Annotated in this window: 24 protein-coding genes; 2 read left to right on the top strand and 22 right to left on the bottom strand. The window is 41.2% G+C overall.

Annotated features, from left to right (window positions below):
* From T408_RS0103825 to tilS, 13 genes are all read right to left on the bottom strand, one after another.
* Window positions 1-258 (bottom strand): helix-turn-helix domain-containing protein (locus tag T408_RS0103825; RefSeq protein ID WP_028118772.1); only part of this gene is annotated, 258 nt, incomplete at its 3' end.
* 156 nt (window positions 259-414) lie between these two features.
* Window positions 415-1,650 carry a mechanosensitive ion channel gene (locus T408_RS0103820; RefSeq protein WP_028118771.1) on the bottom strand — a complete coding sequence of 412 codons (1,236 nt, stop codon included), beginning with the start codon at window positions 1,648-1,650 and terminating at the stop codon, window positions 415-417.
* Between the two features lie 99 nt (window positions 1,651-1,749).
* Entirely contained in the window at window positions 1,750-2,934 is a 1,185-nt protein-coding gene (gene tuf / locus T408_RS0103815; RefSeq protein WP_028118770.1) for an elongation factor Tu, read from the bottom strand.
* Window positions 2,935-3,069: 135 nt separating this feature from the next.
* Window positions 3,070-5,151 carry an elongation factor G gene (gene fusA, locus T408_RS0103810; protein WP_028118769.1) on the bottom strand — a complete coding sequence of 694 codons (2,082 nt, stop codon included), beginning with the start codon at window positions 5,149-5,151 and terminating at the stop codon, window positions 3,070-3,072.
* Window positions 5,152-5,221: 70 nt separating this feature from the next.
* Window positions 5,222-5,692 (bottom strand): 30S ribosomal protein S7, encoded by a 471-nt coding sequence (gene rpsG, locus T408_RS0103805; RefSeq protein ID WP_028118768.1) that lies wholly within the window; start codon window positions 5,690-5,692, stop codon window positions 5,222-5,224.
* A gap of 46 nt (window positions 5,693-5,738) precedes the next feature.
* A complete protein-coding gene (gene rpsL, locus T408_RS0103800; RefSeq protein ID WP_028118767.1) occupies window positions 5,739-6,152 on the bottom strand; it encodes a 30S ribosomal protein S12 in 414 nt (137 codons plus the stop codon).
* Window positions 6,153-6,391: 239 nt separating this feature from the next.
* A complete protein-coding gene (locus T408_RS0103795) occupies window positions 6,392-6,682 on the bottom strand; it encodes a GNAT family N-acetyltransferase (protein ID WP_235731618.1) in 291 nt (96 codons plus the stop codon).
* 23 nt (window positions 6,683-6,705) lie between these two features.
* On the bottom strand, window positions 6,706-8,220 hold the full coding sequence (gene lysS / locus T408_RS0103790) for a lysine--tRNA ligase (protein WP_028118765.1): 1,515 nt from the start codon (window positions 8,218-8,220) through the stop codon (window positions 6,706-6,708).
* Between the two features lie 70 nt (window positions 8,221-8,290).
* Window positions 8,291-9,343 (bottom strand): tRNA dihydrouridine synthase DusB, encoded by a 1,053-nt coding sequence (gene dusB / locus T408_RS10805; RefSeq protein WP_051444776.1) that lies wholly within the window; start codon window positions 9,341-9,343, stop codon window positions 8,291-8,293.
* Entirely contained in the window at window positions 9,340-10,224 is an 885-nt protein-coding gene (hslO, locus tag T408_RS0103780; RefSeq protein ID WP_028118764.1) for an Hsp33 family molecular chaperone HslO, read from the bottom strand. Before hslO ends, dusB begins: the two co-directional genes overlap by 4 nt.
* A gap of 125 nt (window positions 10,225-10,349) precedes the next feature.
* Window positions 10,350-12,404 (bottom strand): ATP-dependent zinc metalloprotease FtsH, encoded by a 2,055-nt coding sequence (ftsH, locus tag T408_RS0103775; protein WP_028118763.1) that lies wholly within the window; start codon window positions 12,402-12,404, stop codon window positions 10,350-10,352.
* Window positions 12,405-12,434: 30 nt separating this feature from the next.
* The gene (hpt, locus tag T408_RS0103770) at window positions 12,435-12,980 is read right to left on the bottom strand and encodes a hypoxanthine phosphoribosyltransferase (protein WP_028118762.1); all 546 of its coding nucleotides are present in this window, start codon (window positions 12,978-12,980) and stop codon (window positions 12,435-12,437) included.
* A gap of 58 nt (window positions 12,981-13,038) precedes the next feature.
* Window positions 13,039-14,475 carry a tRNA lysidine(34) synthetase TilS gene (tilS, locus tag T408_RS0103765; RefSeq protein ID WP_028118761.1) on the bottom strand — a complete coding sequence of 479 codons (1,437 nt, stop codon included), beginning with the start codon at window positions 14,473-14,475 and terminating at the stop codon, window positions 13,039-13,041.
* A gap of 182 nt (window positions 14,476-14,657) precedes the next feature.
* Here tilS and T408_RS0103760 point away from each other — a divergent pair, with 182 nt between their 5' ends.
* Both T408_RS0103760 and T408_RS10800 read left to right on the top strand, forming a co-directional pair.
* The gene (locus T408_RS0103760) at window positions 14,658-15,344 is read left to right on the top strand and encodes a response regulator transcription factor (RefSeq protein ID WP_028118760.1); all 687 of its coding nucleotides are present in this window, start codon (window positions 14,658-14,660) and stop codon (window positions 15,342-15,344) included.
* Window positions 15,337-16,395: a HAMP domain-containing sensor histidine kinase gene (locus T408_RS10800; RefSeq protein ID WP_051444775.1), complete on the top strand. Its 1,059-nt coding sequence runs from the start codon at window positions 15,337-15,339 to the stop codon at window positions 16,393-16,395. Before T408_RS0103760 ends, T408_RS10800 begins: the two co-directional genes overlap by 8 nt.
* Before the next feature lie 24 nt (window positions 16,396-16,419).
* Here the strand turns inward: T408_RS10800 and T408_RS0103750 are convergent, their stop codons facing one another.
* From T408_RS0103750 to T408_RS0103710, 9 genes are all read right to left on the bottom strand, one after another.
* Window positions 16,420-16,875, bottom strand: a complete 456-nt coding sequence (locus T408_RS0103750; protein ID WP_028118759.1) for a S1 domain-containing RNA-binding protein — start codon at window positions 16,873-16,875, stop codon at window positions 16,420-16,422.
* A gap of 42 nt (window positions 16,876-16,917) precedes the next feature.
* Window positions 16,918-17,298 carry an FtsB family cell division protein gene (locus T408_RS11695; protein ID WP_051444774.1) on the bottom strand — a complete coding sequence of 127 codons (381 nt, stop codon included), beginning with the start codon at window positions 17,296-17,298 and terminating at the stop codon, window positions 16,918-16,920.
* Window positions 17,299-17,357: 59 nt separating this feature from the next.
* A complete protein-coding gene (locus tag T408_RS0103740) occupies window positions 17,358-17,633 on the bottom strand; it encodes an RNA-binding S4 domain-containing protein (protein ID WP_028118758.1) in 276 nt (91 codons plus the stop codon).
* Window positions 17,620-21,159, bottom strand: a complete 3,540-nt coding sequence (gene mfd, locus T408_RS0103735) for a transcription-repair coupling factor (protein WP_028118757.1) — start codon at window positions 21,157-21,159, stop codon at window positions 17,620-17,622. Before mfd ends, T408_RS0103740 begins: the two co-directional genes overlap by 14 nt.
* Window positions 21,160-21,175: 16 nt before the next feature.
* Complete coding sequence (gene pth, locus T408_RS0103730) at window positions 21,176-21,736, bottom strand: aminoacyl-tRNA hydrolase (RefSeq protein ID WP_028118756.1); 561 nt, start codon at window positions 21,734-21,736, stop codon at window positions 21,176-21,178.
* A gap of 146 nt (window positions 21,737-21,882) precedes the next feature.
* A complete protein-coding gene (locus T408_RS0103725; protein WP_028118755.1) occupies window positions 21,883-22,119 on the bottom strand; it encodes a Veg family protein in 237 nt (78 codons plus the stop codon).
* Between the two features lie 109 nt (window positions 22,120-22,228).
* A complete protein-coding gene (gene rsmA, locus T408_RS0103720; RefSeq protein WP_028118754.1) occupies window positions 22,229-23,119 on the bottom strand; it encodes a 16S rRNA (adenine(1518)-N(6)/adenine(1519)-N(6))-dimethyltransferase RsmA in 891 nt (296 codons plus the stop codon).
* The gene (gene rnmV, locus T408_RS0103715; protein ID WP_028118753.1) at window positions 23,116-23,679 is read right to left on the bottom strand and encodes a ribonuclease M5; all 564 of its coding nucleotides are present in this window, start codon (window positions 23,677-23,679) and stop codon (window positions 23,116-23,118) included. The genes rsmA and rnmV overlap by 4 nt, the downstream gene beginning before the upstream one ends.
* Window positions 23,666-24,466 (bottom strand): TatD family hydrolase, encoded by an 801-nt coding sequence (locus T408_RS0103710; protein ID WP_028118752.1) that lies wholly within the window; start codon window positions 24,464-24,466, stop codon window positions 23,666-23,668. Before T408_RS0103710 ends, rnmV begins: the two co-directional genes overlap by 14 nt.
* Between the last annotated feature and the right edge of the window lie 23 nt (window positions 24,467-24,489).

Below are 24,489 nucleotides of genomic sequence, written 5' to 3'. Positions count from 1 at the left end.
CCATTCTAACTTTGTTCGAATATCTTGAATAAACTCAGGCGTATGTTTCGGGCGACGCCCTTTAAGAGCTTTAAGCTCAGTGGCGTTATCTTGAGCCAGTTGAGCATCATAACTAGCTGATTGAACACGTTTAAGTTCACGATAAATGGTTGAGCGGTGCCGCCCAATGGCTTGGGCAATTTGACACACTGTATAGCCCTCCTGATAAAGTACTTCTATTTTTGAACGGTCTTCTATGGTAAGATGTTTGTAGCTCATAACAGGTCCTCCGTGTGTGTTTTTGTGGTTACTAACATTTTACACGAACCTGTTATGAGTTTTCTTGTTTGTCGCAATTAATTTTACAATCTATCATTAAATAATAATAGCCAGGTTATTAATCCATGATAACCTAGCTATTAAAAAGTTTTTTATTTATTTTTGAGTGTTTACTGGGTCTTTCTGACTGGAATCTTGCTTGTCTTCATTAAATTCTCTATCTGCCCGTTCCAATTGTTTGGCTGCAAAATCTCGTCCTCCTAAGCCAAAGGCTAGTGCAATCGCAAAGACCACGCCACTTAAAATAATAATAAAACTTGCATTAACAATTGTCTTAGCTAACTGAAGTTGGTCTAGAGTCATAAACACAGTCAAAATAATAATGGCATAACGAACCACTTCGCCAAACACTGGGCTCCCAGAAACCTTGCTTAAAAATTGGGACAAAGTATTCGATACAATAATACCAAAGCCTAATAAAGCAACTGAACTTAGGATTAATGGGAGATAAGAGATAATCATGGCTCCAATATGATTTAGCACCTTAAGATCCATCACTGACATAGCTTCCACTGCAAAAAACAGGAGAAGAACTGCTCTCACAATGCCAGACGTGACATCAGATATTAGGATAGATGATTCCCCTTTAAAATTTAAGTATTTAGAATAGGTATCCACGCCCGATGTTTTTAATAGAGAGTTGATTAAATCTGCAATCAATTTAGCAACGAAGCTGCCCACAATTAATAAAATACTTGCAACAATGATTTTGGGGATTGCACTCAATATTTGGTTTAATAGTTCAATGATTGGGCTGGATATCGTTGGCATATTTAGTGTTCTTAGTGCCACTGTTAAAATAGGTATGAAAATTAGAGCATATATTATAGTAGAAATACCTTCAGCAAAGCGACCATCTTGTCCCTGAATCGTCTCCCCTTGGTTCATTAATTTGTAGAACCACTTATCAATATTAAGTCCATCAAGTAAGTTTTTGATCAAGGTTCGAATAAAATTACAGAAATAAATACCTATCACTAATATAATTCCCGCAGATAAAATATAAGGAATGTTATTTATAAAACCACTAAACATCTCTTGAATAGGATCCAGTACTCCGTATAAATTAAGTCCTTTTAGAATGGAAGGTAAAAATAAGAGTACTACAACAAAATAAAACATTGAGGCGATTGTTTCTATATAAGTTTTTGATTCATCGGGATTTTTTGCCAGACCCCAACGCTCTAGTTTTTGATCAAAGTCCATTCGACCAAGTCCAAATATAGTTAACCGCTTAATGAACCAAGCCATAATTATAGCTAGAAAAAGCAATAACAACGAACCGATCACTTCAGAAGCTGAATTTATAAAATCATAAAATTGTTTGTTCATAAATTTCTCCTTTCAAGCTTGCTACATTATATCATGTTTAGCTTAGGAAAAACAAAAACAGCAGACAGGATGTCTGCTGTTTGTAAAGTTTAATTGAAATTATTCAATGATTTCAGTAACTGTACCAGCACCTACTGTACGTCCACCTTCACGAATTGAGAAACGAGTTCCGTTTTCGATCGCGATTGGGTGAATAAGTTCAACTTCCATTGATACGTTATCACCAGGCATTACCATTTCAGTACCTTCTGGTAAAGTAACAACACCTGTAACGTCAGTTGTACGGAAGTAGAATTGAGGACGGTAGTTAGTGAAGAATGGAGTATGACGTCCACCTTCTTCTTTAGATAGTACATATACTTCAGCCTTGAACTTAGTATGTGGAGTAATAGTTCCTGGAGCTGCTAGTACTTGTCCACGTTCAACATCGTCACGTGAAACACCACGTAGTAAAGCACCAATGTTATCACCAGCTTCAGCATGGTCTAACATCTTACGGAACATTTCAACACCAGTAACTGTAGTTGTTTGAGTATCTTTGATACCGATGATTTCAACTTCGTCACCAACTTTGATTTGTCCACGTTCAACACGTCCAGTTGCAACAGTACCACGACCAGAGATTGAGAACACGTCCTCAACTGGCATCATGAATGGCTTATCAGTGTCACGTTCTGGAGTTGGGATGTACTCATCAACAGCTTCCATTAGGTCTAGAATTTTTTGCTCGTATTCAGCATCGCCTTCTAGAGCTTTTAATGAAGAACCGATGATTACTGGTACATCATCACCTGGGTAATCGTATTCTGATAATAAGTCACGAACTTCTAATTCAACAAGTTCTAATAACTCTTCATCGTCAACCATATCAGCTTTGTTTAAGTAAACAACGAAGTATGGAACACCTACTTGACGAGATAATAGGATGTGCTCACGAGTTTGTGGCATTGGACCATCAGCTGCTGACACTACTAAGATCGCACCGTCCATTTGAGCGGCACCAGTGATCATGTTTTTAACGTAGTCCGCGTGTCCTGGCGCATCGATATGAGCGTAGTGACGGTTAGCTGTTTCGTACTCGATGTGAGAAGTATTGATCGTGATTCCACGTTCTTTTTCTTCTGGAGCGTTATCGATTGAAGCATAGTCTTTAGCTTCACCAAAACCGTTTTTAGCTAGAACAGTTGCAATCGCAGCTGAAGTAGTTGTTTTACCGTGGTCAACGTGACCTAATGTCCCAATGTTAACATGGGGTTTCGTACGTTCATAAGTTTCTTTTCCCATTGTGTAGAATTCCTCCTAATTAATATACAAAATAATATAGATATTAAATCTATCAAAAACATTATACCGTTTATCAGGCTAGATTTCAATAATCTATGCCTGATATTTACGGTTTCTCCAAGCTTAGATAATCAATTAATTACCGCTGTGTTGAGCAATAATTTCTTCTTGGATTGACTTCGGTACCGCTTCGTAGTGGTCAAATTGCATAGAGAATGTTCCTCGACCTTGAGTAGCAGAACGAAGTGTAGTCGCGTATCCGAACATTTCTGATAATGGTACAAATGACTTAACAATCATTGCATTACCATGTTGTTCTTGTCCTTCAATCCGACCACGACGTGAGTTAACATGTCCCATAACATCTCCAAGATATTCTTCTGGAACAGTAATATCAACTGCCATCATTGGTTCTAGGATTGCTGGGTCAGCTGATTTAGCAGCTTCGCGAAGAGCTAATGAAGCAGCAACCTTAAAGGCTGTTTCACTTGAGTCGACATCGTGGTATGAACCATCATATAGTTTGGCCTTGATGTCTACTAATGGATAACCAGCTAAGACACCATTTTCAAGCGCATCTTCAAGTCCAGCTTCGACTGAAGGAATGTATTCACGAGGAACAACCCCACCAACGATAGCATCTTCGAACTCAAATCCAGCTCCTTCTTCATTAGGTTCAAATTCGATCCATACGTGACCGTATTGACCTTTACCACCTGATTGACGAACGAATTTACCTTCTGCCTTAGTTCCTTTACGGAATGTTTCACGGTAAGATACTTGTGGCGCACCAACTGTAGCTGATACCTTAAATTCACGTTTCAAACGGTCAACGATTACGTCCAAGTGTAACTCACCCATACCGGCAATAATTGTTTGACCGGTTTCTTGGTTAGTTGTTGCACGGAAGGTTGGATCTTCTTCTGCTAATTTTGCTAAAGCTTGAGACATCTTGTCTTGGTCTGCCTTAGAATCTGGCTCGATCGCTACGTTAATAACTGGCTCAGGGAATTCCATTGACTCAAGAATAACTGGCGTTTCTGGTGCACATAAGGTATCCCCAGTACCAGTATCTTTAAGACCTACCGCCGCAGCAATATCTCCTGAGAATACTTCAGAGATTTCTTCACGAGAGTTGGCGTGCATTTGTAGGATACGGCCCACACGTTCACGCTTATCTTTGGTGGCGTTAAGTACATAAGAACCTGATTCTAAGGTTCCTGAATAAACACGGAAGAAAGTTAGACGTCCAACAAATGGGTCAGTCATTACCTTGAAGGCTAGAGCTGCAAAGTCTTCGCTGTCATCTGCGTGGTGTTCAATTTCTTCGCCAGTCTTAGGATCGATCCCAATGATTGGTGGCACTTCAAGTGGTGAAGGTAGATAATCAACCACACCATCAAGCATTAATTGAACCCCTTTGTTCTTGAAGGCTGATCCAACAAAAACTGGGTAGAATTCTACGGCGATTGTCGCTTTACGGATAGCAGCTTTTAAGTCTGCTACAGAAATTTCTTCTCCTTCAAGATAAGCCATCATAATGTCTTCATCTAAGTCCGCAACCGCTTCAATCAAGCTTGTACGTAGTTCTTCAGCTTGATCTTGCAATTCCGCTGGAATTTCGATTTCTTCAACATTGGTTCCTAAATCATCTTCGTATTCATAAGCCTTCATCTCAACTAGGTCAATAATACCAGTGAAGTTGTCTTCAGCTCCAATTGGCATTTGAACTGGGTGAGCATTTGCTTGAAGACGATCATGCAAGGTCTTAGTTGAATACATGAAATCTGCACCAATCTTATCCATCTTATTGATGAATACGATACGAGGAACTTTGTAAGTTGTTGCTTGACGCCAAACAGTTTCTGTTTGTGGTTCAACACCTGATTGTGCATCCAGTACAGTAACTGCACCGTCAAGAACACGAAGTGAACGTTCAACCTCTACTGTAAAGTCCACGTGACCTGGTGTATCGATGATATTTACGCGGTGACCTTTCCATTGAGCGGTAGTCGCAGCAGAAGTGATGGTAATCCCACGTTCTTGCTCTTGCTCCATCCAGTCCATTTGCGCGCCACCATCGTGAGTTTCACCGATTTTGTGGATTTTACCAGTATAGTATAAGATACGTTCAGTTGTAGTTGTCTTACCCGCATCAATATGGGCCATAATCCCAATGTTACGAGTATTATCAAGAGAAAATTCTCTTTTTGCCATCTAATTATTCCCCTCTTTCATAGTTTGAATAGATGTCATAGTAACAACGATAATCTTCAAAAACTGAATCTTACCAACGATAATGAGCAAAAGCCTTGTTAGCTTCAGCCATTTTATGCGTTTCTTCACGTTTTCTTACAGATGCTCCTGTATTATTAGCCGCATCCATAATTTCACGTGCTAAACGTAATTCCATTGTCTTTTCTCCACGTAAGCGAGCATATTGGATCAACCAACGAATCGCTAGTGCATAACGACGGTCTGGACGAACTTCTACTGGCACTTGATAGTTTGAACCACCAACACGGCGAGCTCTTACTTCAAGTAATGGCATAATATTTTCAATAGCTTGTTCAAAGACTTCTAATGGATCTTGACCTGTTTCTTCACGAATTAAATCAAAAGATGCATATAGAATATTTGAAGCCTTTCCACGTTTCCCATCAACCATGATACGGTTAATAGTACGTGTTACTAATTTAGAATTATAAATTGGATCTGGTAAAACATCACGTTTAGGAACACTTCCTTTACGAGGCATTCAGATTCCTCCTTTCAAGTTGTACTCATTTTATTTAGTGAGGAGATTATCCTCTTGGTTTCTTAGCACCGTATTTAGAACGGCTTTGTTTACGGTCAGTAACTCCCGCTGTATCTAAGGCTCCACGAACAATGTGGTAGCGAACCCCTGGTAAGTCTTTTACACGACCGCCGCGGATTAATACGACACTGTGTTCTTGTAAGTTGTGTCCTTCACCTGGAATATAAGCAGTTACTTCCATTAAGTTTGACAAGCGAACACGCGCGTACTTACGTAAGGCTGAGTTCGGTTTCTTAGGAGTCATTGTCCCAACACGCGTACATACACCACGTTTTTGAGGTGACATAGTTGTAGTTGATTTACGTTTAAAACTGTTATAACCAACGTTTAATGCTGGAGACTCAGAGCTTTTACGTTTAGATTTACGAGGTTTTCTAATTAATTGATTAATTGTAGGCATTGAGTGGCCTCCTCCCTTTCCAATTCTTAGTCCACACTTCCAAGTGTGTCATTTATCTGTAAAAAAGATATGAACATCTTAAATATGTTCACGGGAATGTTCTAACGCAGTCAGCACGACTGACAATACAGGAATCTGTCATTAAAACACCTCAGTAATGATACCACCCTTTTTATAGAAGGTCAACCGATTTTTATTAGATTCTCTTAAAAAATCCCGGCAATGAAGCCGGGACATTTTTATTTGTTTGCATTAATAAAGTCATACTTACTTGGATTGGCTTGGAACTGCTTTACAACATAGGAGCAAAGTGGCTTAATCTTGATTGATTGTTTATTCATTAAATCAACCATCGCATCCAGTAACTGTCCAGCTACCCCTTGGCCACGAAGCTTGGGAGACACATAAGTATGATTGGCTAGGACCACATTTTCTTCTTCAGACGGAATCCAAGTAATTTCAGCCAATTTCTCTCCTTGGTCATTATAGAAGACCAGAGCTTGATCTTCCTGTTGAAATTCGATTGTCAACACTCCTTCCAAGATGCTATTTATTAATTGTTCCGTAAAGTTGGAAATAGTACAACATCACGGATGCTCTGTGAATCAGTAAGTAGCATAACTAAACGGTCAATCCCAATCCCCAGACCGCCTGTAGGTGGGAGTCCATATTCAAGGGCTTGAATGTAGTCTTCATCAATTGGATGAGCCTCATCATTTCCTTTATCCTTTTCAGCCATCTGGGCTTCAAACCGTTCCCGCTGATCAATTGGATCTGTTAATTCTGTAAAGGCATTGCCATATTCATGACCGCAAATGAATAGTTCGAAGCGATCCGTGAAACGAGGATCTTGATCATTTTTACGAGCCAATGGAGAAATTTCCAACGGATGACCATAAACAAATGTAGGTTGAACAATTGTGTCCTCACATTTTTCTTCAAAGAAGTTATTGATGATATGACCCACTGTCGTGTCATGATCATTAACAGGCACTTGGTGCTCCTTGGCTAAGGCTTGTGCTTCTTCAAAAGTCATCTCAGGCCAGAAGTCCACTCCCGTTACTTCCTTAATAAGGTCCACCATATGAACTCGTTTCCACGGACTATCCAAATCAATCGCTTGCCCATCATAGGTGATCTGACCAGTACCTAGGACATGGTTCGCCACTTGGCGGATCATATCTTCCACTAAGTCCATCACATCTGTGTAGACATGATAGGCAGTATAAGCTTCAAGCATAGTAAATTCAGGGTTATGAGTGGTATCGATTCCTTCATTTCGGAATACGCGACCGATTTCGTAGACCTTCTCGAATCCACCTACAACCAAACGTTTCAAGTGAAGTTCCAAAGCAATTCGAAGATACAAGTCCATATCCAAGGCATTGTGGTGGGTTGTAAATGGACGAGCATTCGCTCCACCTGCTAAATTATGTAGAATCGGTGTCTCCACTTCAATGTAGCCATGACTATCTAAGTAGTAGCGCAATTCAGCGATAATCTTGGACCGGTTGATAAAGCGCTGTCTACTATCATCATTGGAAATTAAATCCAAATAACGTTGACGATAGCGTTGTTCAACATTGGCTAATCCATGATATTTATCAGGAAGTGGATGGAGGGCCTTGGTTAAAGGATAAAATTGACTAGCTTGAACGGACAGCTCGCCGGTATTGGTCTTAAAGATATGTCCCTCTACACCAACAATATCACCTAAATCAGCTTGCTTATACCATTGGTAACGATCTTCACCCACTTCATCTTGGCGGACGTAGATCTGGATTTTCCCTTTCATGTCTTGAATATGGGCAAAGCCAGCCTTTCCTTTCCCACGTTTAGATACCAGTCTCCCTGCTACCCTTACATGAATAGGCTCGCTTTCTTGAAAATGTTCTTTATCAAATTGGTCATAAGCCTCAATTAAGTCTTGCGATAATGAATCCCGTTCAAAACCGGCATCAAACGGTTGGACATCATCAGACTCAAATAAAGTGTTCATCTTTTCGCGACGAACAATGAGTTGATCATTTAACTCTTCGTGATTTGTTGTCTGTGAGTTATCACTCATTTATTTCACTCCTTTACAGTTAGTCATCATTAACATTCTACACAATTATCTATTAATTGTCATAATAATTTTAAGCTTCTGCTTGTTTCTTTAAACGCTCCTGGCGTCTAGCTTGCCGGCGTGCTTCCTTGGTCGCTAAATCAGCCATCGCTTGGTCGGCAAATTGGTCTAGCATCTGCTTTACTTCTTCAGGATCTTCAGTATGGTTAACAGCCTCTTTTATTTTGGCAGCTTTAGGAATTCCTTTAACATAATAATGTGCTTGATTTCTAAATTCACGAGTAGCTGGCTGACTCCCTTTTAGATCCACTAAACGATTCAAGTGATCAATTGCTATGTCAATTTTTTGTCTAGGGGTCATAGCAGGCAATTCTTCCCCAGTCTCTAGATAATGAACGACTTGGTGGATAAACCAAGGATTACCCAAAGCAGCCCGACCGATCATAATGCCATCTATAGCGGTGGTATCCAGGATTTCTTTAGCTTGCTGAACTGTGCGAATATCACCATTTCCAACAAATGGAACGTGCTTAATTTCTTGAGCCACCCTAGCTAGAATATCCCAATCCGCCTTACCTTCATACATTTGTACTCGAGTTCGACCATGCATAGCAATCATACTGGCCCCTGCTTCTTGGGCAGCTAAGGCATTTTCAACTGCATACAAATGATCTTCATCCCAACCTGTACGCATCTTAACTGTCACTGGCTTTTCAATGGCTGTAGCAACAGCGTGAACCATCTCATAAACCTTCTCTGGATCCAATAACCAACGAGCCCCAGCTTCTGCACGAATAACTTTATTGACCGGACATCCCATATTAATATCAATGATCGCTGCCTCGGTATTTTCTGCTACATATTTAGCCGCTTCAACCAAACTATCCTTATCGCCACCCATAATTTGAATACTCAAGGGATATTCGTTTTCAGCGATATGAAGCATTCGGAGAGTCTTCTTGTTTCGATACTGAATTCCCTTATCACTAATCATTTCACAGACGACAAGACCAGCGCCGAATTGTTTAACGATCGTTCTAAAGGCTGCATTGGATACGCCTGCCATCGGAGCAACCACAACTGGGTTATCTAATTGGATATCTCCTATTTGAAATCCTTTCATTCTTCCTCCTTCTTATCTAATATCTCTATCAGGTCTTTTTCACTAAATGAATAAGTTTCGCCACAATAATGACAGACAACCTCGGCACCATGATCCTCGTCCTTCATTTCATTAAGTGTGTCAGAGTCCAGCAATTGTAAACTCAGTGCAAATTCTTCCTTACTGCAAGGACAGTAAAAGCTTAAATCCTCACGGGCTAACACTTTGTAGTTATCTGTTTCAAGTATGTGAGATAAGACTTCTTCCAGATCATTAGCCTGGTCAAAAAGTTGAGCTAAATGGTCAATTTGGCCTAACCTAGCTTCAAGATAACCGATCGTCTCTTCGCTGGTACCTGGCATGATTTGGATCATAAAGCCACCTGCTGATTGAATCGATTCATCCGCATTCACTAGGACACTCAGGCCAAACGCAGAGGGCGTTTGTTCAGACGCTGCCATATAATAAGTAAAATCTTCCCCTAATTCTCCAGAGACCAAGTCCACCTGTCCTGTATAGGGATCGAGTTGCTCAATGTATTTCTTAACCGTCAGTTGCCCAGGAAGTCCAACGGCTCCGGCCACATCAATTTTCCCTAATGGGTTAAGCTCTAGAGCGACATGAGCTCCATCGATATAGGCACGAATTTGATTGTTAGCGTTTACTTCCGCAACCACTCGGCCAACAGGTCCGCTACCTTTAACTTCTACCACTTGCCGGTCGGCCCCCTTCAAGTTAGAAGCCATCAATAGACTAGCTATCATTGTCCGACCTAACACTGCTGAAGCTGTATGCCAAGTATCATGCCTTGAGCATGCTTCTTGAACAGCTTGACGCGCTTGAAGAATAACCACTCGGATTTGGTTATCAAATGCGAGGGCTTTTATTAATTGATCTTGCATCCTATTCCTCCTAAGGATTTATCTTATAGATTGTAGCATACCTAATTGATCAAGCAAAAGGCTTCGATCAAAAGATAAATCCGAACCCGGTAAAAGTTTACCTTTACGGGCTCGGATCAGTAAGGTTATTTGTTTAAGGAATCATCCATCTCAGACGAATAGTTTTCCTGCTTGTTATGCTTATCTTCCAAATCTTCTTGCAGAGATTCTTCGGCTTTTTCCTTAGATTCTTGGAAATTATCTGGTGAATCAATCGGTTCTTCAGCCGATGTTTCATCAACCGGCATTTGGCCTGTCTTGAATAAAGATTCGATTTCGCGGTTATCTAAGGTCTCAACTTCAAGAAGTTTCTCAGCAATTACATTCAACTGCTCACGGTGCTCATTAATGATTGCGTGGGCCTCTTGTAAGGCTTGATCCATCACACGACGAACCTCCATATCAATCTCATATGCTACTTGTTCCGAGTAAGCCGCTGTTTGTCCATACTGACGTCCAGCGAAAGGCTTACTATTTCCTTCATATTGAATGGTTCCCAATTTTTCTGACATACCATACTCGGTCATCATACTACGAACAATTTGTGTGGCTTGCTGGAAGTCGTTGCTTGCTCCTGTCGATTGATGATTAAAGACAATCTCTTCAGCCGCCCGACCTCCTAGAAGACCTACTACTTGCTCATATAATTCTTTTTCAGTAATAATAAACTGATCTTCCTTAGGAAGCATGATTGCATAGCCCCCCGCACGGCCACGAGGCACAATCGTCACCTTATGGACAATTCGAGCATCATTTAAGACCATGCCGACAACCGTATGGCCAGCCTCATGATAGGCAACCGTTTCTCTTTGACGTTGCGAAATTTCCTTGTCCTTCTTGGCAGGACCAGCAATCACTCGATCATGAGCTTCATCAACATCTTCAGGTAAGATTTTTTCGTGGTCAAATCTCGCTGCGATTAGAGCCGCTTCATTCAATAAGTTCTCTAAGTCTGCTCCAGAAAAACCTGGGGTTTGTTGAGCAATGACTTTTAAGTCTACTGAATCTGCTAGCTTCTTATTACGGGAGTGAACTTTTAAGATTTCCTCCCGGCCTTTAACATCAGGGTTACCTACTAGTATTTGACGGTCAAATCGACCGGGACGAAGTAAGGCTGGATCAAGAACGTCTGAGCGGTTAGTCGCTGCCATAACAATGACACCTTCGTTTCCTTCGAATCCATCCATCTCAACTAGGAGTTGGTTCAAGGTCTGCTCCCGTTCATCGTGGCCACCACCCATACCAGCTCCCCGCTGACGTCCGACCGCATCGATCTCGTCAATAAAGATGATCGCAGGCGCATTCTTCTTAGCATTCTCGAAGAGGTCGCGAACACGACTAGCTCCGACTCCAACGAACATCTCAACGAATTCAGAACCTGAAATACTAAAGAATGGAACACCAGCTTCACCTGCTACGGCCTTAGCTAGCAAGGTCTTACCAGTTCCTGGAGGTCCTTCTAAGAGAACCCCGGCAGGAATTCTCGCTCCTAGGGCCGTGAAGCGGTCTGGGTCTTTAAGAAACTCCACAATTTCAACAAGTTCTTGCTTTTCTTCTTCAGCTCCAGCTACATCACTAAAGCGAACTTTCACCTTTTGCTTGGAAATATCCTTGGAGTTGGTCTTACCAAAGTTCATTACCCCTCGGCCGCCTCCAGCACCTTGCTGGGTCATGGAGTAAATCAAGAACATCGTTGGAATCAACAAAATAACGAACGGCAAGAAACTCAACCAGGTTCCCACGCTGGACTCAGGAACAGTCTTAATCTTGGTATCAGTCGCTGCTGCCAAGTCGCTGACCGCCTTCAAGGTGGCGTCATTACCTAAGACACTGGTTTCAAATTTTTGTGCTTGGCTGGAACCTTGGAAGACCTGCATGAGGTCTTCTTCTTCCTGGGATTCTACTTGCGTATCGCTTTCGTATTCCCCTTTTACACTATAGACACCTGATCCAATTTGGATATTAAACTTATCAATTTTACCTGCTTCTAAATCTTGCATAAATTGACTTTGGGTAATCTCCTTAGTTGGCCCAGCTCCTGTTGCTCCGCCAACTAACCATTGAAAGACCCCAAACACCATCAACATCGCAAGAATATAGAAAATCGTGCTTTTGAAAAAATTGCGATTTGGGTTGTTCATTCATTTCCTCTCTTTCATCGTAGTAGTTATTTAATTATCATAGACTGATTCCTTTAGTACTCCAACATAAGGAAGATTACGGTAGTATTCCTTGTAGTCCAAGCCGTAACCGACTACAAATTCATCCGGTATAGTTACTCCGACATAATCGGGTACTATATCCGCGACGATCCGATGCTCTTCTTTATTTAAAAGTGTACATATTTTAACTGATGCCGCCTGACGATATTTAAATAAATCAACTAAATATTTTAAAGTTTGACCTGTGTCAATGATATCTTCTACGACTAGAACGTGTCTGCCTTCCACAGAAGATTCTAAATCTTTCAAAATTCTAACTTCTCCGGAAGAAACAAAGGCTTCCCCGTAACTAGAAACATCCATAAAATCCATTTCCACATAAAGATCCAAAGCGCGCACTAAATCCGTTAGGAAAATAGCTGCCCCTCTTAAGATACCTACCACCAAGACCTCTTGTCCTTGGTAATCTTGTGTAATTTCTTGGCCCAAGCGCTCAACAATCGCTTTAATATCTTCTGAACTTACCAGGACCTTGTCAATATCTTGTTCTAACATGGTTTTCTCCTTTTGAATAATCATTCGATATCATGCTCTATATCTTATCATATTTCCATTAGGAATGCCCAACATTTGTATAAATTAAATAAGCTAGGATCTCATCCCTCTCACCGGCTCGGTAATCAGGATGGATGAATAGACCCGGAATCCAGATAACTTCTTGTTGTGAACTGACAAGGATCGGCAACTGATCCCTTAAAGCCAAGGGGATTTTACAATCAATGAAGTAGCGGGCAAGTTTCTTACGGTGAGCCTTGCCTTCTTGATCAGTGATTTTCAGCCAATCACCTGCCCTTCGCGTTCGCACCCTACTTGTATCTGGCAAGTAAGCTTTCAAGGGAATGCTTATAAACGGGCTACTCTTATTAGCTCCTTTAATTGATTGCCCTTCAACTAGGTCGGATTTTAAATAACTTAGCTGGTTATCTTTACCTAACTGGTAAGTCTGGCCGAGGGCCAAGGGATGTTCATGAACCTGACTTTCTCGCTCCACTTCTTTTTGGATCACCAGTCGGTCATAATTTCGGACCGCTTGCCAACCGCTACCTAAATCCAATCGGCCATTCGGTTTAGCTGAATTGATCATTAAGGCGGCTACTGCCTTAATAGCATGGGCCTTATAATCAGGCTGATAATGGACAAAAATCTCTTCAAAAAAACATTCCATATAAACCAAGCGCCGATCATCAGACAAAGCTTCCCAAGCGCTTAAGTCAAAAGACCATGAGGGAGCCGAATTCTGGCTCATTTGGATTCCCTGGTCTTTAAACCGATTAAAATCTTCCAGCAAAACTTGATAGATAGACTTGATTTGGTGGCTGAATTGGGTTAATTGCTGATCGACCGCTGGGTTTTCCTGTCTTAACCAGGGTAAAAACTGCTGGCGAATGCGATTTCTTAAATAATGACTAGTCTGGTTGGTCTGGTCTTCAAAGTATGTCAGTTGGTGCTTGTTTGCATAATGATAGAAAGTTTGCTTGGATTCGTTGAGAAAAGGTCTGGCAATGGCCAAGCTTATCCGATCTCCAATCCCTAAATCAAACTCCTGATAACTAAAGTCTTGAATCCCTCGCAAACCCTTGAAGGATGTCCCTCTCAAAAGACGCATCAAAAGGGTTTCACTTTGATCTTCTCGGTGGTGACCAGTCAGAATAGTAGAAGCATGATAAGACTGGCAGACCCGTGCTAAAAATTGATACCTTGCTTGACGAGCGGCATCTTCAGAATGCTGATCTGTACGACTATCCCAATGGCCAATTTGGTATTCAATATGATGTTGCTGACAATAATTAATGATCGCTTCTTCCTCATACTGAGACTCCTCCCTTAAACCATGGTTGAAATGAGCGAGAATGAAGGGGTAATCCAGTTGCCTTAGGCAATCCACCAAAACCATCGAATCGACACCACCTGACACCGCTACTACCAAAGGACCTTTAATTCGTTTTTCATGCGCCAGTATAAAATGTCTTAAATTCGCAATTAACACCATCTATCACCTCCGAATTATTATATCAAATAAGGACCTCAGCCCCTAGTTTCTTCAATAATAATTGAAACATCCATCCCTGATATTAGCAAACCATTGTGAACTCATAATTAAGATTATTTTTGCATGTCATTTTATTTATTCTATAATAGAAGCAAGATAGGCTATTCCAAGGAGGGACAACTTTGGCTAAAATACTACTCATTGAAGATGATCAAGACTTGGCAGAACTCTATCAATCAGTCTTACGTCATGCAAATTATTCAGTGGACTGGGCCTACCATGGGCATCATGCGCTTGATTTTTTAGAAAGTAACAAATACGACCTTATTATTACAGACTTAATGATGCCAGAAGGTGACGGTTATGGACTCATTGATGATATTCGTGGTATGGGATTGGACCTACCCATTCTTATTATTACTGCTAAAGCAGGCCTAGAGGATAAACGTCAGGGCTTTCTTAAAGGAGCCGATGATTATATGGTCAAACCCATTGATGTAGACGAGATGGTATTACGTGTAGAAGCCCTACTTCGACGATATAAGATCGTGAACCAAGCGAGTTTGCAAATTGGTGACTTTCGTCTCGATGAAGCTCAACTTAAGATTTTCTACCAAGATCAAACCATTGAATTAGCTCTAAAAGAATTTCAATTACTTTTTAAGTTGCTGTCCTATCCCAATCAGATATTTACTCGTCGGCAATTGATGGATGATATTTGGGGACTAGATTCTGACAGTGATGAACGGACCGTTGACGTCCATATTAAGCGAATTCGTGATCACTTAAAGGAATTACCCAATTTCACAGACTTTCAAATCATTACCGTACGGGGACTAGGCTATAAGGCGGAGGTTCAGCATGTTTAAGTTTATTCGTTCTCGCTTATGGCTTTACTTTACTTTTTTAACTTTTATCCTGATGGCTGTCTTTCTACTCTTATTATTGTTGGTTATTTACCTTCTGTCACGCTTAAGTTTAGTTAATAACTACCATGATCTAGCCAACACCCCTACCATTATTGTCGCCGTCTTCTGCGTCTTTATGGGTGTGGTGATTGCTAGTTTACTATCGAATTATATTTTAAGACCTATCACTAAACTAAAGGAAGCTATGCTTCAAGTCACCCAACAGAACTTTGATATTCAGTTAGAAGAAAAGCAATTTATTCGAGAAGTCCAAGAGCTTTACAGCTCATTTAATACCATGGTACAAGATTTAAGAAACACAGAAATCATCCAAAATGACTTCATCTCTACTGTCTCCCACGAATTCAAAACACCCTTAGCCAGTATTCAAGGCAATCTACAATTACTGGACCGCCCCAACCTAGATTCGCTAGAAATTCAGCAAGCCAAGGAAAGCATCTACCAATCAGTGCGTAGGTTATCAAAGTTAAGCCAAAACATCTTACAACTCACCAAGTTAGAACAGCAAAACAAACTCACTCCTATTCAAACACTATCCTTGGATGAAGAATTGCGACAAGCCTTATTAGGCCTCCAGTCTCAATGGGAAAGTAAGCAACTGACTTTGGATTTGCAACTTGATCCAGTGACAATCGAAGGGCATGCAGACTTATTACAAATCGTTTGGTTTAACCTACTGGACAATGCTATTAAGTATAATCAGGCGGGAGGATCCATTACTATTACTTGCCAGCAAGATCAAGCAAAGGCCTTCATCGAAATAGCTAATACGGGTCCAGCTATCCCCGAAGAGCAAGCCGTCTATATCTTCAATAAGTTCTACCAAGTCAATAGCAGCCGGATCGATGAAGGCAATGGACTCGGACTATCCCTTTGTCAGAAAATTATTCATCTTCACCAAGGAAACATTCAGCTAGTTAAACACACTGGACCCCAAACCAAATTTTGCATCCAATTACCCCTAGAACAAAAACAAGAGCCCTCGCTTTAAAAGCTAGGGCTCTCTATTAATCTTTTACTTACGTCGGCCACCTCGGCCACCGCGTTTACCTTCAGTGTTACGACGTAAAGAAGCTAGACGATCCTCGCTGTCGCGTAGGAAACTATTCATCATCGCATCAAAATCATTGGTACTACTATTCTTATTAGATGTTACCTTGGACGAAACCGATTTAACCATCGGTTTTTTCTCTACTGGACGGCTATCGCTTTCCTTTTGTTTTGTTGCTTGCGGACTCGCTCCGGCTTGCTTGATGGAAAGATTAATTTTATTATCATCGGTTACTTTGAGCACTTTCACTTGAACTTCTTGGCCCATCGTTAGATAATCTTTTATATCTTTAACAAAGCCATCTGAGACTTCACTAATATGAACCAGTCCCGATTGGTTATCCCCTAAATCCACAAAAGCGCCAAAATTGGTAATACCGGTTACTTTCCCGGTTAATATTTGCCCAGATTCAACTGACATTAACTACATTTCCTCCTTATAGTACAAGGTACTATTCTCTTTCTATTGTTGATTTTCTTGGAATACGGGACTTTCCTCTTCCCCTAGTTCAAAGATAATTTCACCAGGTTTTGAGTAGTAATAGTCTCTTCTAGCAACGTTCGCCAAGTAATCTGAATCATGTAAGTGCTGGTACTCAGCCTGCACCTGACGATTTTGATCCAGTGCCTCTTGGTAAGCGAACTTTGCTTCTTCGTATTCGGCTTGTTTGACCGAGGTCTGTCTCAAAGTATGCCAGAACTGTCCGCCAACGATAAGCGTTAGCATCCCTCCGATTAAGATAATCAGGGTGAAAGGATTCCACTGAAGACGGCCCTTTGACCGAGAGGGTTGACTCAGGGTAGTCAAATGAATAATTTTTTCGTCTACTTGCCTTCTAGCCACTTTAATCACCTCTTATCGTTTAGAGTATAACAGTAACTGATGAGAATATCCATTGTTTTCTAATTTTCTTCTTCACTTCTCTGCTTACGTTCTTCTTTAATTATTCGGTACATATTATCTGCATCTTCCTTCTTGGTCGAATCCAATAAAGCTAACACTTCAACAACCAGGAGGCGGTTTCCAAATTGAATGGCCAATTCATCTCCTACAGCAACCTTACTGGATGACTTAGCCGGATTGCCATTAATCATTACTCGGCCTTGATCGGCTACTTCTTTAGCCACCGTTCTTCTTTTGATAATTCTTGATACCTTGAGATATTTATCTAGTCTCATCTTCTTGCTCCTCTCTTTGCACGATCGTATATGTAGACTGCGTCAATTTAATTAACTCACTAAGCCATTGGTCATTAGCCAAACGATAGATATTTAATTGCAACTTTAAGCGATTTTTATCTAGTTTAATTTGTGCTTTGAGTTTAACCGGCTCTAAAGCCTCGAAGATGGCTACGCCTTGTAAGAGTTGGCTAGCTTCTTCGTTGAAAGTGATCTCTAATTCTTGTCGCACCTGTTTGATCGAAAGTATGCCTGATTCCAAGGCGTAATAGCGAATGAGTGCGATATCCAACAAATCAGACACTTGGTCAGGGAACTCACCAAAGCGGTCAATCAATATATCTTGAACTTGACGGTAGTCTTCTTCTCCAGCAATTCGTTGAATATCCTGATACATTTGAATTTTTTGTCTTTCATCATCAATGTAAGAACTGGGTATATAGGCATCCACCGGTATCGACCATTCCAATTCTTTAGACACGACCTTAGATTGAGGGCGTTCCTTGCCTCGCTTACGATCTACTGCTTCTTTTAACATTTGTGAATACATATCATAACCTACAGAGTCAATGAAACCAGACTGCTGCTGCCCCAAGAGATTACCAGCACCTCTAATTGATAAATCACGCATAGCTATTTTGAATCCCGAACCCAGTTCCGTGAACTCCCGAATCGCATTGAGCCTTTTTTCACTAATCTCACTCATCTGCTTCATCGGATCATACATCAGATAAGCGTAAGCTACCCGGTGAGTTCGCCCTACTCTGCCTCGCAGTTGATAAAGAGTAGACAAGCCCATTTTATCAGCATTCTCAATAAACAAGGTGTTAGCATTAGGAATATCAACACCCGTTTCGATAATAGTGGTCGTAACCAAAACATCATACTCACCATCCACAAAGGCCATCAGAATGTCTTCCAATTCTCTTTCATGAAGCTGACCGTGGGCATAGGCTACACGAGCTTGTGGGACCAGATCTTTGATTTCCATTGCTCGTTGTTCAATGGTGGCCACCCGATTATAAAGGTAGAAGACCTGTCCACCTCGAGCCAATTCTCGGTCAATAGCTGAACGAATCGCAGCGTCATTTTGCTCCATAACATAAGTTTGGACCGGGAAGCGGTTAGAAGGAGGCGTCTCAATTACAGAGAGATCACGAATACCAATCATCGACATATGAAGTGTTCGAGGGATTGGCGTTGCAGTAAGGGTGAGAACATCTACTTGAGACTTTAGCCGTTTTAACCTTTCCTTATGTTTAACACCAAACCGCTGCTCTTCATCAACAACTAAAAGGCCTAAATCATGAAATTTGATATCTTTTGAAAGTACTCGGTGGGTACCGACAACGATCGATACGGCTCCATTGGCCAAACCTTCAATCGTCTCCTTCTGGTTCGCCTGTGTGACAAAACGACTCATTAAAGCTATTTCAAAGGGCCAGCCTTGGAAGCGTTCAACCAACGAATTATAATGTTGTTGAGCTAGAATCGTGGTAGGAACCAAGAAGGCCACTTGCTTGCCTTCCATTACCGCTTTAAAAATGGCTCGCATCGCTACTTCTGTTTTTCCATAGCCAACATCTCCGATCAACAAGCGATCCATCGGTTTTTCCTTCTCCATATCAGCCTTAATTTCCGCTGCACTTTTAAGTTGATCTTCAGTCTCCACATAGGGAAAGGCTGATTCAAATTCTGCTTGTTCTGGCGTATCTGGCCCGAAGGCATAACCTTTTTGTTGCTCACGTTTAGCATACAGTTCGATCAGTTCATCAGCGATATCTTCTACCGTAGATTGAACTCTTTGCTTTGTTTTGGCCCAATCAGTGGAGCCTAATTTATTTAATTTAGGTGTTTTAGATTCTGAAGCGACATACTTTTGTAAGAGATGAATCTGGTCCACAGGTATATAGATCCGTGCGCTACCATCGTATTCAACCGTAAGCATATCACGATGAGAACCCTTCATCTCCAAAGTCTCAATGCCTAGATAACGACCGATTCCGTGACTTTGATGAACAACAAAATCCCCCACATTAAGCTCATTATAGCTTTTAATCCGCTCAGCATTCGATAGGTTGACCTTGCGTCTAGTCACCTGTTTTCGTTGGGCAAATAAGGCAGATTCATCCAAAACCACCCACTTATTTTGAGGAAGCTCAAAGCCCCGAGTTAACGGCTGAACAAGGATATTGATTGCTCCAAGCTTAGGCGCAGCTTCCTGAATCAATGTGGGCCGAATCTCATGATCATCAAACAGCTGCTGAACTCTACGGGCTTCTTGTTGGGTTGGCAGGCAGACTTGAATCATATATCCCTGTTGCATCCATTGATCTAGTTCCGTCTTGATTAAGGGTAATTGATTGAAAAACTGATTCATAGATCGGTAGGAAAAATTATGGATGCCGGCTAACTTTAAGTTGCCCATGTTTCTTTGCATTAAAGAAAAATAAACGACAGGCTGCTCTGATTGGCGCACAAGTTCAAAGGCATTCAACTTAATCTCTAACTTCGGTAGCAGGCGACCTAAGGCCACCTCTTGTTCAATCCAATATTGATTTTCTTCTAAAATTTGGGCTTGTTTTTCTTGAATCTTATGAAAATCCATCACAATTAAGTGGCCGTTCCCTTGCAGGTAACTTTGTAAATTCGTGTCTTTTGGGTCAAACAGACCTAAATAAACAGAAGGATAGGCTAATGGCTCCCCTGCTTCTAACTGGTCTAATTGATCTTGAAAATGCTTGTCAAAAGCTTCCTTCAAGTCAGGATCTTGCATTTGCTTGCTCGCTAGTTTAAAAGATTTCTCTAAATCTCCCAATAAGGATTGCTGGTCCTCAATTGAAAAAATAATATCAGTAGCTGGACTCAAAGACACCGAATCTAAGTTAACAATGGACTCTTGAGTGTCCAGGTCAAAACGACGGATTGAATCTAATTCCACATCAAAAAAGTCCAAACGAACGGGACTTTCTTGGTCTAGCGCATAAAAATCAATAATGCTTCCCCGTATCGAAAACTCACCAGGCGCTTCAACTAAAGATACTCTTTGATAACCTAATTGGATAAATACATCTTGTAAATTAGAGAAATCATAACTAGCACCCACTTCAAAATCAATGCGCGAGTTACGCCACTGAGCAACTGGGGTTAATCGTTTAATCAAGCCAGACACAGAGGTCACCACAATACCATCCGCTCCACTCACTAGATGGTTGAGGACTTGGATCCGCATGGCTTGATTGTCTTTAGACGCCAAAGAATGTTCAATAGCCAACGTCTCTTCCTCAGGAAAATGGAAAATAGCAGCTTCAGGTAAAAGCGCCTCTAAATCTGCCAATAATTGGTTGAGTTTATTAGGATGAGATTCAACAACAATATATTGGCCAGGTTGAGCCGTAAATAATTGAGCCAGAAAAACCGCTCGTGCACTGTCATCAATGCCAGTGACTAGATGAGGGAGTTCCCGACTTGCCTGAATCTCATTAACAGCTTGTTGAAAGGGCTCTTTATATATTGAGCTATTCATACTTACCTCCTCTGCCTTAGTTGTGCTGATTCATTAGTTTAAGAAAATCTTCACCATCCGCCCAATCTTCGACAATTTGACTGGCCTGACTAATCGCTTCATCAATAACTGGTAACTCCTCTTTGGTAAAACTAGCCAATACATGATCGACTACTTTCCATCCCGGAGCAGGACGACCGATACCGATTTTAATTCGGTTGAATTCATCTGTACCCAGCATTTGAATAATACTTTTAACTCCGTTGTGCCCACCGGCACTGCCTTTTTGACGGAGACGAAGCTTACCCGGCTCTAGATCTAGATCATCATAAACAACCAGAATATCTTCGGCTCCTATACCATAATAGGCCATAAGGGGTAAGACAGCTTCTCCTGATAAATTCATATAGGTAAAGGGTTCTGCCAGGACAGTTCGCTGTCCCATCTGATTCCATATCGTAAAGTCACAACGAAACTTTTGCTCATCCAGCTTTAATTGGTTATTTGTCAGTACTTGATCAATAACTGCAAATCCAATATTATGACGAGTTCCTGAATATTTTTCACCCGGATTTCCTAATCCTACTACTAACTTCATTTCATTCTCCTTATTCATGGTTGACACAAAATGAGTTCTATAGGCTAAGCCCATAGAACTGTCTACATCTATTATAACAGAGCATGTGAATTAAAGACACGAGGAGCGCAAAAAAAGCAAACCGAAGTTTGCTTAGGCATCAATCATTAATTTGTAAAATCTAGCTCGATTGTTTCAGTTAAAATATCACGGTAACTATAAGAAACACGGTCAAAATCATTCTCGTCTTGATTTAAATCGACAACAAATACAGACCGATAAGTTTCTTTGAGAATTCCACGGCGTTCCTTCTTACGTTTGCGCCCCATTTGGACAGTGACAACAATTTCTTCACCTAAGCGACTATCTAATTGTTGCTTAATTTCTGCTAATTCTCTCGGCATCCATTATCACCTCGTTACCTCATTGTAACACAAAATACCATTAAATGTCAATATAACACAACTAGTTATATTGTGCAAGATGATCAATGTATTTATTTTATTCTAGCCCTCAATCCACTGTCCCCGATTCAAATAAGCACCGGTACAGAGCTGCAAACTCCTCAATTGTTAAGGTCTGGGCTCTTCGACTCGGTTCAATTTGAAGCTGATCTAGAGCTAATTCAAGGGAATCCAGTGATCTTTCTTCCGGAAAATCAATTTTCTTTAAGTTATTCCATAACGTTTTGCGTCTCTGAGCAAAGCAAGAGCGGACAAAGCTTTGAAAGGCATGATCATCTGCTACTTCAACCAGTGGATGGTCCCGTCTTGTTAATGACAAGACAGCCGAATCAACTCTTGGTTGGGGAATAAAGACTGTTTTGGGAACGATAAAGGCTAAGTCTGCTTGCATTGAGTTTTGAATCGCGATACTCAGGGAATTATAATCCTTATCTCCTACTGACGCAGTCATTTTTTGCGCAACTTCTTTTTGCATCATCATCACCAATTGTCGAAAAGGAAGCGCACTACTGATTAACTTCATAATAATAGGCGTTGTAATATAATAGGGCAGATTCGCTACGACCACTAAGTCTTCCGCTTCTTGAATCTGCTGTAGATCGGGACTACTTAGATCCACGTCTAGGATGTCCTGGTGGATAATCTGAACGTTATGATAAGCTGCGAGCGTGTCAGCCAAAATAGCAATAAATCGTTTGTCAATCTCAAAGGCGATAACTTGCTTAGCGGTGCGGGCTAGAACTTCTGTCAAGGCACCGATCCCCGGACCTATTTCAATGACTGTAGTCTGATCAGTGATCTTTGCCGTTTGGACCATGCGATCTAAAATCTGAGGTTCCACTAAAAAGTTTTGCCCTAAACTTTTTTTCATTTTGATATCATATTGCTTCATTATCTCGGTAGTACGACTGGGCGTCGCGATTAACTTGTCCTGAATCATCGATAACCTCCTTCTTCTAGTACCTGTTTAACTTCTTGATAGCCGATTTGATAGCGCGCCAATTGTTGATGAAGCCTTTTACCGTTTGAATGCCCCAGATGGAAGTAATCAGCTAAATACTTTCGCCTTTGACTTGCATCAGCTGATCGAACGAGACCTAATTCCATTAGCTGCGAAACACTAATTAAAGCTTGATCCGCACTGTTACTAGGGGTCATCACTCTTCCGATGGCTTCCAAAATGGCTTGGTCATCTGTATGTTCAACGCCTAAACTCTTCCCTTTTCGTTTAGCCTGAGCATGTTGGGGATCGATGTAGGCGTGTTTAACAGAAGGAACGGCTTGGGTGATTAGCTGGCGAATACGCTTGCCTGGATAATCAGGATCTGTTAAAACGATGACCCCTTGTTTTTGGTGAGCGTGTCTAATTTGGTCAATCGTCTCCTGGTTAATCGCAGATCCGCCTGTTTCAATGGTCTTAACCCGTTGACCAAAGACTTCGATGAGACGTCTGGTATCACTAGGCCCTTCGACCACTATCCACTCTTTAGGCGTCTTCATGATTAGCTTCTTCCTCTGGCCACCAATTAAATAAATTGAAAGCATTCTGACAGGTTTGTTCAGCGAACTCTTCCAAGCTTATTTTCTTAACGTTAGCTAAGCATTCGGCTACATAACGAACATAAGCGGGTTGGTTTTCTTTGCCTCTCTTGGGCACAGGCGCCAGATAAGGAGCGTCTGTTTCGATTAAGAGTCGGTCAATTGGTGTTAACCTAGCTGACTCACGCACATCATCCGTTTTCTTGAAAGTGGCGACACCTGAATAAGAAATATGCATCCCCAAATCTAAAAATCGTTGCGCCCATTCGGGCCCTTCACCAAAACTATGCATAATACCTCCAGCTTCCGGTATCTTTTCAGCCTGCAAAATCTTATAGACATCCTCTGTGGCTTCTCGGTTATGAATCGTTATCGGGAGTTGGTGTTCTTTAGCAATCGCAATTAAACGAGCAAAAACCTTCTTTTGGACGTCGATTGGCGAATCATCCCAATAGTAATCCAAACCAATCTCGCCTAACATGTGAACCTTAGGCTGCTCTAACCATTGGTGCAACTGATCTTCAATTGCTTGGTTGTAATGCTTGGCCTCCGTTGGATGCCAACCAATGACTGAAATGATATTGGGATAGGTCCGGCTTAATTCTAAGCTCTTAGCGATAGTCTCTTGGTCAAAGCCGACCACAGCCATGTACTCCACTCCGGCTTGAGCAGCCTCAGCGATTACTTCTTCTTCCCGTCCCAAGAAGTTTCGTACGTTTAAATGTGTATGCGTATCAAATAGCTTCATGATTATCCTCCTAAATGAGCAAA

This window comes from Hutsoniella sourekii ATCC 700629 (genome assembly GCF_000518205.1).
Lineage (GTDB): Bacteria > Bacillota > Bacilli > Lactobacillales > Aerococcaceae > Hutsoniella > Hutsoniella sourekii.
This window is presented reverse-complemented; position numbering and strand designations above follow the sequence as displayed.

Excerpts from the sequence above, each read along its gene's own strand:
- tilS (WP_028118761.1), bottom strand. The coding sequence starts at position 14,475 with ATGGTGTTAATTGCGAATTTAAGACATTTTATACTGGCGCATGAAAAA.
- rnmV (WP_028118753.1), bottom strand. The coding sequence starts at position 23,679 with ATGAAGACGCCTAAAGAGTGGATAGTGGTCGAAGGGCCTAGTGATACC.
- pth (WP_028118756.1), bottom strand. The coding sequence starts at position 21,736 with ATGAAGTTAGTAGTAGGATTAGGAAATCCGGGTGAAAAATATTCAGGA.
- mfd (WP_028118757.1), bottom strand. The coding sequence starts at position 21,159 with ATGAATAGCTCAATATATAAAGAGCCCTTTCAACAAGCTGTTAATGAG.
- ftsH (WP_028118763.1), bottom strand. The coding sequence starts at position 12,404 with ATGAACAACCCAAATCGCAATTTTTTCAAAAGCACGATTTTCTATATT.
- T408_RS0103710 (WP_028118752.1), bottom strand. The coding sequence starts at position 24,466 with ATGAAGCTATTTGATACGCATACACATTTAAACGTACGAAACTTCTTG.
- hpt (WP_028118762.1), bottom strand. The coding sequence starts at position 12,980 with ATGTTAGAACAAGATATTGACAAGGTCCTGGTAAGTTCAGAAGATATT.
- lysS (WP_028118765.1), bottom strand. The coding sequence starts at position 8,220 with ATGAGTGATAACTCACAGACAACAAATCACGAAGAGTTAAATGATCAA.
- dusB (WP_051444776.1), bottom strand. The coding sequence starts at position 9,343 with ATGAAAGGATTTCAAATAGGAGATATCCAATTAGATAACCCAGTTGTG.
- T408_RS10800 (WP_051444775.1), top strand. The coding sequence starts at position 15,337 with ATGTTTAAGTTTATTCGTTCTCGCTTATGGCTTTACTTTACTTTTTTA.
- tuf (WP_028118770.1), bottom strand. The coding sequence starts at position 2,934 with ATGGGAAAAGAAACTTATGAACGTACGAAACCCCATGTTAACATTGGG.
- hslO (WP_028118764.1), bottom strand. The coding sequence starts at position 10,224 with ATGCAAGATCAATTAATAAAAGCCCTCGCATTTGATAACCAAATCCGA.
- T408_RS0103750 (WP_028118759.1), bottom strand. The coding sequence starts at position 16,875 with ATGTCAGTTGAATCTGGGCAAATATTAACCGGGAAAGTAACCGGTATT.
- T408_RS0103820 (WP_028118771.1), bottom strand. The coding sequence starts at position 1,650 with ATGAACAAACAATTTTATGATTTTATAAATTCAGCTTCTGAAGTGATC.
- rsmA (WP_028118754.1), bottom strand. The coding sequence starts at position 23,119 with ATGATTCAGGACAAGTTAATCGCGACGCCCAGTCGTACTACCGAGATA.
- fusA (WP_028118769.1), bottom strand. The coding sequence starts at position 5,151 with ATGGCAAAAAGAGAATTTTCTCTTGATAATACTCGTAACATTGGGATT.
- T408_RS0103740 (WP_028118758.1), bottom strand. The coding sequence starts at position 17,633 with ATGAGACTAGATAAATATCTCAAGGTATCAAGAATTATCAAAAGAAGA.
- rpsG (WP_028118768.1), bottom strand. The coding sequence starts at position 5,692 with ATGCCTCGTAAAGGAAGTGTTCCTAAACGTGATGTTTTACCAGATCCA.
- T408_RS0103725 (WP_028118755.1), bottom strand. The coding sequence starts at position 22,119 with ATGCCGAGAGAATTAGCAGAAATTAAGCAACAATTAGATAGTCGCTTA.
- rpsL (WP_028118767.1), bottom strand. The coding sequence starts at position 6,152 with ATGCCTACAATTAATCAATTAATTAGAAAACCTCGTAAATCTAAACGT.